The following is an 8,186-nucleotide window of genomic DNA, read 5'->3' as shown; positions in this document are numbered from 1 at the left end:
GGGTTTTTTAAGTGCTGCCTTTTTTCGATAAATGAGGCATCTTAATTTCCAATTTCGTAGTTTGAGGAACTTGACATATTACCGCAGGACTTATGCTTATCCTCTACCTTGCACTGCAGCACCCCGTCAGACAAACGAACGGCCACCTGTTCGCCTGTTGTTGCTTCATTCACACTCTTTATCAATCTTCTCCCGTCTTCTTTAAATACAAGGGAATACCCGCGCCGCATCACCTTGAGCGGGCTTAACGCGTCCAGCCTGGCCAGCTGACGGTCAAGACGCTGTGTCTGCTCGCGCAACAAAACCTGCATCACCCTTTGTAACCGCTGCCACTGGCTTTCCGCGCGTTCTCGGGCGCGCTTGGCCGCTGCAACCGGACTCCGGGAAAGCAGGCGGCTATGCATCTCCTTCCACTCAGCGCGCTTTTGCATTCCGTATTGTCTGACGGCTCGCACCAGCCGTTCCTGCAATCGGTCTAATTCCTGTTCACACTGCATTACGCGCCGGTCAGGCTGACGTAGTACATACGAATTCCGAACCCGTTCCAAGCGCTCACGAAAGCGGTCGACTTTATAGCGAAGCGATACAGCCATCCTTTCCTTAAGCGTTTCAAGCTGACGATGCAATTCCTGAAGATGCGGCACCGCAAGCTCTGCGGCAGCGGTCGGTGTAGCCGCCCGCACATCCGCCGCAAAATCGGCAATCGTAAAATCCGTCTCATGCCCCACTGCAGAAATAATCGGAATCTGTGAACGGAAAATGCTTCGGGCTACCGCTTCCTCGTTAAATGCCCATAACTCTTCGATGGAACCGCCACCGCGCCCAACAATCAGCACATCAATATCGTGCCTTTTATTCATTTCATCTATGGCGCGGCATATGGACGGTACCGCATGCTCTCCCTGCACTTCTACCGGATAAAGCAGCACGTGCGCCACCGGATAACGGCGCCGGATCGTCGTAATAATGTCACGCACCGCAGCACCCGTGGGGGAAGTAATGATGCCAACTTTCGTCGGATAAAGCGGAAGAGGCTTTTTGTGCTTCGCATCAAACATCCCTTCTGTTTCCAACTTTTGTTTCAATTGCTCATACGCCATATACAGGCTGCCAATGCCGTCCGGTTGCATTTCTTTGGCGTACAATTGGTATTGTCCATCCCTCTCATACACAGAAACAGAACCTCGGATAAGCACCCGGGTTCCGTTTTTAGGAACAAACTTAAGATACCGGTTGTACCCGGCAAACATAACTCCTTTGATTCTGCATTCTTCATCTTTCACTGTAAAATACATATGGCCACGGGAATGGTGGACAAAATTGGACAACTCTCCCCGCACCCATACGTTTTGCAGCACTTCATCAAAATCAAACGTATCTTTAATGTAGCGTGTCAAATCTTTTACCGAAAAAATTTGCCGGGTATCCCCCACTGTTATCTTCCTTCCGTATCCTATTGCTTTTGCATGGTACGTGCAAGCTTCTTGGCCGCATCTACCGTGTTTTTCATCAGCATCGTAATCGTCATCGGCCCTACGCCACCTGGAACAGGTGTCAAGAAGCTTGCCACGTCCTTCACCGACTCGAAGTGAACGTCACCGACCAGTTTGCCAACCTCATTGCGATTCACACCCACATCAATAACGACTGCGCCGGGTTTCACATGCTCAGCACGAATGAGTTCCGCCCGGCCGACCGCGACGACGAGAATATCCGCCTGTCGCGTAATGGACGCGAGATCCTGCGTCCGTGAATGGGCGATCGTAACCGTTGCGTTTTCCTGCAATAATAACATAGCTACCGGTTTGCCGACAATATTGCTGCGGCCGATAACAACCGCATGCTTGCCTTCCATCTCGCGCCCGGAACGCTTAATCAATTCAATGATACCGTGTGGCGTACATGGAAGATAACACTCATCCCCAATCAGCATATTTCCTACGTTGACAGGTGTGAAGCCGTCCACGTCTTTCTCCGGACTGATGGCGTCAATGACCGCCTTTTCGGAAATATGTTTCGGCAACGGCAGTTGAACCAAAATCCCGTGAATGTTCGGGTTTTTGTTATATCCTTCGATCATTTTAAGCAATTCTTCTTGCGTTATGGAAGCTTCGCGGCGGATAACTTCCGAATAAATACCAATTTCCTGGCACGCCTTTTCTTTCCCTTTTACGTACGAATGGGATGCAGGATCGTCCCCGATTAAGATAACCGCAAGTCCCGGATGAATTCCCTGCTCTTTCAGTTGCGTAACTTCTTCTCTCAGCGCGGCGCGGATTTCCGCAGCCACTTCTTTGCCGCTGATAATCTGTGCTGACATTTTGCAAATCCTCCCGTCCAATTAGAAATGAGACAAAAGCTCAGCTTTTTGCTCTCTTCCTAAAGTGTAACGAATTGGGAGAAAGAAAGCAAAGGAAATTACGAAATATTCATCTAAAATTTAAAAAAATGTTCGTTTTTATTATGTAACTTCCATTTCGCCAGGCCGATCCGGGCTACGCCGAACGCGTTGTCCCCCGCGTACGCCGGATCGGCAAAATAAAGACGCGCCTTTATCGCTGGGTGTTCAAGCCGCTTGGTAAGGCGATTACGGATGTATGCATTTGCTGAAACTCCCCCGACAATCAAAATATCTTTCGGGTATCCGTCTTCCACCGCCTTGCGTAACACTTTTTCAAGCGTAATCGCCACGCACTTCTCCGCCGCGCGAGCGATATGGGATGCAGGCACCCCCTGCCGAACCGCGCGCATAAGCGCCGCCTCAGGCCCCGAAAAGCTAAACGTATAGCCGGTTACCGAAGACGGAACAAAAAAGCCCTCCCCTTCTGCTTCTTGCGCCATTTCTTCCAAGTATGGCCCTGCTGGAAATGGAAGGCCAAGCGCCACGCCAATCCGGTCGATCAACTGTCCCGCATGCAAATCTTGTGTGCCGCCGATGCATTCAATGTCATATCCTCCTGGAAGACGGGTACAACTTAGCACTTCGCTCGTCCCCCCCGACAGATGCACAGCAAGAAACTTTTCAGCGGAAATCGGCTCTGCCAGCGTATATTCTCCTGCTGCGATATGTCCTTCCTGGTGCGAAGTATAATACAATGGAACATGATAAAAGTGTGCCATCATCTCCGCCGCCATCTGGCCAGCCAGAAATACCGGCATATAGCTGCCTTCCACCGGACGGGGGGAACGGCTGACAGCAATCGCCACCACCCGGCACCCTTCCGTATTCATCCTGCGAGCCAATTCCGGCAAACGCTTCACATGCTGGAACAGCGCCTCTGACTGTTTAAGTCCCCTCTCTCCTGCTTCCACGGACAGCAGTTCTTTTTGCTCGGCGACAATCCGGCCTTGCATATCTACAAGACAAAGCGACGTACGATAGTTGCTCGTATCCACTCCAAGCACAACATCCATCAGCTACAACCCTTTTTGCTCGCTTCTTTCCAAGTCTTTCACTAGGCTGGACAGCACGCCGTTGATAAACTTCGGAGAGTCATCCGTTCCGTATCGTTTGGCTAATTCAATCGCCTCATTCAATGTTACCTTTATTGGGATGTCATCGCGGTACATCATTTCGTAACCGGCAAGGCGCAAAATCGCGCGATCCACGTTTGCCAAGCGTCCAATGGTCCATCCGCGCAAATACTGGCTAATTTTCCGATCGATTTCAGCCTGATGGGCTATGGTGCCTTCTACCAGATCAGTTAGAAAGTCAATGTTTCGCTCCTTCTGTTCGGCTTGTCCCTCGTCTTCCTCAAGCAAATTTTCTAGTACCTGTTTTGGTTCTGCCTGTGTCATATCAACTGAGAACAATACTTGTACCGCTTTTTCGCGGGATGTGCGTCGATTCATCTGTTACCACCTTTTAAATAAGTATTAAAAAAGCTGTAAGAGCGATTATACACCCAGTCAAAGTTATATAGCATATGTTTGCCTGCATGACAAATAACCATTCTCTGAGTGTATCAAATCCTTACTATGTTGGAAATACCTTGGTGTTCTTTTTTCATGGCATCAAAAAGCGCCAAATCCCGCACATACGAAATTTGACGCTTTTTTCTGTAATCTATAAGCTTGAAACTTAACTTCGTCCGGAGGGCATGGCTAACGCTTCGTAAACCTTCCCGGAAGAATGCGATCAAGCACTTCGCCTATATCTTCTTCATTGTCAAATTTGCGGCCAAAATAAAAGCCCGTTGCCACAAATACAGCGAATATAAGCGTCTTGAAAAAACCTACCCATAAAAACAGCAGTCCGAAAATAAACCCTGCTGCCAAGCCAAACACTTTTCCCCGGTTTTCGAGAATAAACTGCCAGAACATAGGCTCCCCTCTATTCTACGCGTCGAACGCGCGCTCCGCTCCCGGGCTGCGCCACTTCAGACACAAGCACCGTCACCTTGGAAATTCCGAGGCCGGCGATTGTTTCCACGCGCTCTTTAATGGTTTGCTGCACTTGTTCTACAAGGCCGGGAATTGGTGTTTCCCCATCCACCGCTACTTTGACATGAATGGAAGTCCGATTTTCTTCGGCGCGAACATGCGCCTTCAAATCGCGGATGCCCCGTATATGACGCGCCGCATTCATAGCAATGCTTTCAATCGTATCTAGCGTAATCTGCACGTCCCCGTATTCTGTTGGGTTGTGCACGGAAGCAGGTGTTCGCGCTCGACCCTCACCGCGCACGCTCGTGAACAGAAATTTCAAGCTGATTAAAAGGAAGATAGCTGCCGCGGCGAAATAGGCAAGCCCCACTTCGGACGAAGAATAAATTTCATTAATTGTGTCTGTGATATAATCAGACGAAATGAGATTCAGGCCCGCCGCCATGACAAACAACGAAATGACAACAAGCGCAAGACTGTATAACGTCAAAATAAAACGGTCAAATAAATTCACAGGCGCCCTCCTAGCAACGAAATCTTACACAAAATCCGCCTATCGAACTCGGTGAACTTCTTCGGTGCCAGGTGCTTTTTTCTCTTTCTCCTGCTTTAGCTGAACATCGACAATATGCACATTTACCTGCGTGACCACAAGACCCGTCATATTCTGAATGGACTCGCGCACATTTTCTTGTACTTTGTATGCCACATCCGGAATCTGCTGTCCGTATTCTACAATGATATAAAGATCAATGGTTGCCTCTTTTTCTTTAATGTCAACCCGTACTCCACGGCTGCTCTTGCGCCCCAGACGTTCAACAAAGTCGCTAACGATACCGCTGCTCAATCCCGCGACTCCAGGCACTTCAGCGCTTGCCATGTGGGCAATGACCTCAATAACTTCAGGCGCGATTTCGATTTTCCCTAACTCCAATTGTGAAAATTCGATACCAGTATCCAAAAATAACACCTCCTCCAAAGTGCGCTTCTTTGCTTATTATAGCAAACGTATACCAAAGAATACAATTTGCGCCTTTTGAAGAAGGTATCGGATCTAGTCATTATTCTTTGATTTTTAGGTCGTATGTCTCCAGAAATTTTGTATTAAAGTTCCCTTCCACGAACATTTCATGCTCAAGCAGCTTAAGATGGAACGGTACGGTTGTATGCACACCTTCGATCACCATCTCGGACAATGCCCGCTTCATGCGCTGAATCGCATCGTTTCTATCTTTGCCCCAGGTGATAATTTTTGCCACCATCGAATCATAAAATGGCGTAATCTGATATCCTTGATACACTGCGCTGTCCACGCGTACGCCAAAACCGCCCGGCGGCAAATAAAACTTGATAGTTCCCGGAGAAGGCATAAATTTCTTGGCAGGATTTTCTGCGTTAATACGGCATTCTATTGCCCAACCGTTAATTTTAACATCTTCCTGTTTGAAAGACAGAGGGTATCCCGCGGCCACCATAATCTGCTCTTTAATCAGATCAATACCGGTAATAAGCTCTGTTACCGGATGTTCTACCTGAATGCGCGTATTCATTTCCATGAAGTAGAATCGACCATCTTTGTCCAGCAGAAACTCGACTGTGCCGGCACCATGGTAATTGACAGCTTTCGCTGCCGCTACCGCTGCGCTTCCCATCTGTTGGCGCGTTTCTTCGTCCAATGCCGGGGATGGCGCCTCTTCAACAAGTTTTTGGTGACGGCGCTGAATAGAGCAATCACGCTCCCCTAAATGGCATACATTTCCATGTTTATCCGCCATAATCTGAATCTCGATATGGCGTGTATCTTCTAAATATTTTTCAAGATATACGCCCGGATTTCCGAACGCACTTTTTGCTTCCTGTTGTGCCTGGCGAACGGACGCGATCAATTCTTCTTTGGAACGTGCCACGCGCATGCCTTTTCCTCCGCCACCTGCCGTCGCCTTAATAATCACCGGATAGCCGGCCTCCTCAGCGACGCGAACCGCCTCCTCGATATCTTCAATTAACCCGTCAGAACCTGGAACAATCGGAACGCCGGCGTTTTTCATCGTCTCACGCGCAACGTTTTTGTCTCCCATCTTTACAATCGCCTGCGGATCAGGGCCGATAAACGTAATATTGCATGCGGCACAAATTTCAGCAAAATCCGCGTTTTCCGCAAGAAACCCATAGCCAGGATGAATTGCGTCTACGCCAGCTTTCGTCGCAACGCTCATTAAATTCGTCATATTTAAATAACTGTCTTTAGACGCGGTCGGTCCTATGCAATACGCTTCATCAGCCAAACGCACATGCAGCGCATCTTTATCCGCCGTTGAATATACGGCAACCGTCTGAATTCCCAATTCATGACAGGCTCGAATGACACGGACAGCAATCTCTCCACGGTTTGCGATCAAAACTTTCTTAAACATGGAAGCCCTCCTTTATTCCGGCTTCACGAGGAAGAGAGGTTGTCCATATTCTACAAGCTGACCGTCCTCTACCAACACTTTCACGATTTCGCCCGTCACTTCAGCTTCAATCTCGTTGAACAATTTCATTGCTTCCACGATACATACGATCGTATCATTTTTTACTTTGTCGCCTACCTGCACATACGGAGACGCACCCGGCTCCGGCGCTTTATAGAACGTACCTACCATCGGCGATGTGATTTTGTGCAAACCAGTATCATCAACTGGTTCTGCCGCGACCGGAGCTGTCTGAGAAGCTGGCGCTGGAGCCTCCTCGGTTTTCGGGGCCGGAACAGGAGGAACAGCTTGCGGCGCTGGAGCTGGTACTTCCTGAGGTGCAGGAACGGCTTGTGGCGCCGATTCGACCGCTACATAGGAAACGCTTGCAGAACCACCTTTCTTAATAACAACTTTCATTCCGTCCTCTTCCACTTTAAATTCGGTGATAGAGGACTGATCCACCAGTTTGATGATTTCTCTAATTTCATGAATTTTGAACATAATTTGTCCACTCCTAACTTAATATATGCTCTATGTATGTAAAAACGCTATCATGTATTATATCACAAAGCAATCCTCTTGTTACCATTTTACTGAATTATTTATCAATTTTTGTGTGTTTTTCTCCGGATCATTCTCTTGGCAAAACTACCTGCGCGCAAAACGCCAGGCGGCTCCTTCCCATTACGTTGGACATTTCCTAAGGAGCGCAGGCCTGGCTTTCTGCGCGCTCGTATTTTACCCTATGGCTTGTAACTAACCACAATATTGTTTCCTGGCACCTTCATATGTTGCTTTACAACATTAATAATTTCGACTACTTTGTCCTTTTTCAATGTTTCAGCTTGCACAACAACACGAACCATGTCGTCTTTAGCGATAACAACGACGTCTTTAAAGCTGCCGAGAGACTTCACAAGCTCTTCTACCTGAGTCTGATTATCCTTGAGCGCGGCTAACTCTTCTAATTTTTTCTTCGCCTCAGCAATGGCTTTCGGGTTCGCGTCGCCGTTCGTCATCACTTCCATAAACCGACCCATCTCCTGTTCCTGCTGAGCATCGCGCTGCATTTTATATCCGATGAAATAGTCATCCGAAGGTGTAGTGACCGGCATACCTTCCGGCTTGGGCGCCACTTGTTTCGTCTCTACACTTACCCCTTTCATATCTGTCTTAACATCGGTCGCCAGCGAAGATTGAGGCACCTTGGATGTATCGCTCATGTTGCCGGTCGCCACCTGAACCTGCCCGGAAGAACCCTGCACCAGATAATAAGCAGATAACACGACAAGAACGGCAAGCATTGACAGTAACCATACCGTTTGTTTTTTCAACACCATGCTT

10 protein-coding genes are annotated in these 8,186 nt (G+C 48.4%); all 10 read right to left on the bottom strand.

The genetic code is table 11. The features are described from left to right. Nucleotides 1-41: 41 nt before the first annotated feature. Nucleotides 42-1,433, bottom strand: a complete 1,392-nt coding sequence (xseA, locus tag BLR88_RS15755; protein ID WP_091261146.1) for an exodeoxyribonuclease VII large subunit — start codon at nt 1,431-1,433, stop codon at nt 42-44. Nucleotides 1,434-1,453: 20 nt separating this feature from the next. Then, entirely contained in the window at nt 1,454-2,320 is an 867-nt protein-coding gene (gene folD, locus BLR88_RS15750) for a bifunctional methylenetetrahydrofolate dehydrogenase/methenyltetrahydrofolate cyclohydrolase FolD (RefSeq protein WP_057898256.1), read from the bottom strand. 113 nt (nt 2,321-2,433) lie between these two features. Further along, nucleotides 2,434-3,417 (bottom strand): tRNA (adenosine(37)-N6)-threonylcarbamoyltransferase complex transferase subunit TsaD, encoded by a 984-nt coding sequence (locus BLR88_RS15745; protein WP_091261144.1) that lies wholly within the window; start codon nt 3,415-3,417, stop codon nt 2,434-2,436. Then, nucleotides 3,418-3,852, bottom strand: a complete 435-nt coding sequence (gene nusB, locus BLR88_RS15740; protein WP_057898254.1) for a transcription antitermination factor NusB — start codon at nt 3,850-3,852, stop codon at nt 3,418-3,420. It abuts the gene before it with no gap. 252 nt (nt 3,853-4,104) lie between these two features. Further along, the gene (locus BLR88_RS15735; protein WP_057898253.1) at nt 4,105-4,323 is read right to left on the bottom strand and encodes a DUF2273 domain-containing protein; all 219 of its coding nucleotides are present in this window, start codon (nt 4,321-4,323) and stop codon (nt 4,105-4,107) included. Between the two features lie 10 nt (nt 4,324-4,333). Next, the gene (gene amaP / locus BLR88_RS15730; RefSeq protein WP_091261142.1) at nt 4,334-4,900 is read right to left on the bottom strand and encodes an alkaline shock response membrane anchor protein AmaP; all 567 of its coding nucleotides are present in this window, start codon (nt 4,898-4,900) and stop codon (nt 4,334-4,336) included. Between the two features lie 39 nt (nt 4,901-4,939). Beyond that, nucleotides 4,940-5,356: an Asp23/Gls24 family envelope stress response protein gene (locus BLR88_RS15725; protein ID WP_057900269.1), complete on the bottom strand. Its 417-nt coding sequence runs from the start codon at nt 5,354-5,356 to the stop codon at nt 4,940-4,942. Nucleotides 5,357-5,447: 91 nt separating this feature from the next. After that, nucleotides 5,448-6,800 carry an acetyl-CoA carboxylase biotin carboxylase subunit gene (gene accC, locus BLR88_RS15720; protein WP_057898251.1) on the bottom strand — a complete coding sequence of 451 codons (1,353 nt, stop codon included), beginning with the start codon at nt 6,798-6,800 and terminating at the stop codon, nt 5,448-5,450. 12 nt (nt 6,801-6,812) lie between these two features. Further along, complete coding sequence (gene accB / locus BLR88_RS15715) at nt 6,813-7,343, bottom strand: acetyl-CoA carboxylase biotin carboxyl carrier protein (protein WP_057898250.1); 531 nt, start codon at nt 7,341-7,343, stop codon at nt 6,813-6,815. Between the two features lie 242 nt (nt 7,344-7,585). Next, complete coding sequence (locus tag BLR88_RS15710; RefSeq protein ID WP_057898249.1) at nt 7,586-8,182, bottom strand: SpoIIIAH-like family protein; 597 nt, start codon at nt 8,180-8,182, stop codon at nt 7,586-7,588. Nucleotides 8,183-8,186 lie beyond the last annotated feature (4 nt).

The organism is Aneurinibacillus thermoaerophilus, assembly GCF_900099925.1.
GTDB classification, from domain to species: domain Bacteria; phylum Bacillota; class Bacilli; order Aneurinibacillales; family Aneurinibacillaceae; genus Aneurinibacillus; species Aneurinibacillus thermoaerophilus.
The sequence above is the reverse complement of the archived record's forward strand: the minus strand, read 5'-3'. Positions and strand labels throughout refer to the sequence as shown.

Excerpts from the sequence above, each read along its gene's own strand:
- BLR88_RS15710 (WP_057898249.1), bottom strand. The coding sequence starts at position 8,182 with ATGGTGTTGAAAAAACAAACGGTATGGTTACTGTCAATGCTTGCCGTT.
- folD (WP_057898256.1), bottom strand. The coding sequence starts at position 2,320 with ATGTCAGCACAGATTATCAGCGGCAAAGAAGTGGCTGCGGAAATCCGC.
- accB (WP_057898250.1), bottom strand. The coding sequence starts at position 7,343 with ATGTTCAAAATTCATGAAATTAGAGAAATCATCAAACTGGTGGATCAG.
- accC (WP_057898251.1), bottom strand. The coding sequence starts at position 6,800 with ATGTTTAAGAAAGTTTTGATCGCAAACCGTGGAGAGATTGCTGTCCGT.
- BLR88_RS15735 (WP_057898253.1), bottom strand. The coding sequence starts at position 4,323 with ATGTTCTGGCAGTTTATTCTCGAAAACCGGGGAAAAGTGTTTGGCTTG.
- nusB (WP_057898254.1), bottom strand. The coding sequence starts at position 3,852 with ATGAATCGACGCACATCCCGCGAAAAAGCGGTACAAGTATTGTTCTCA.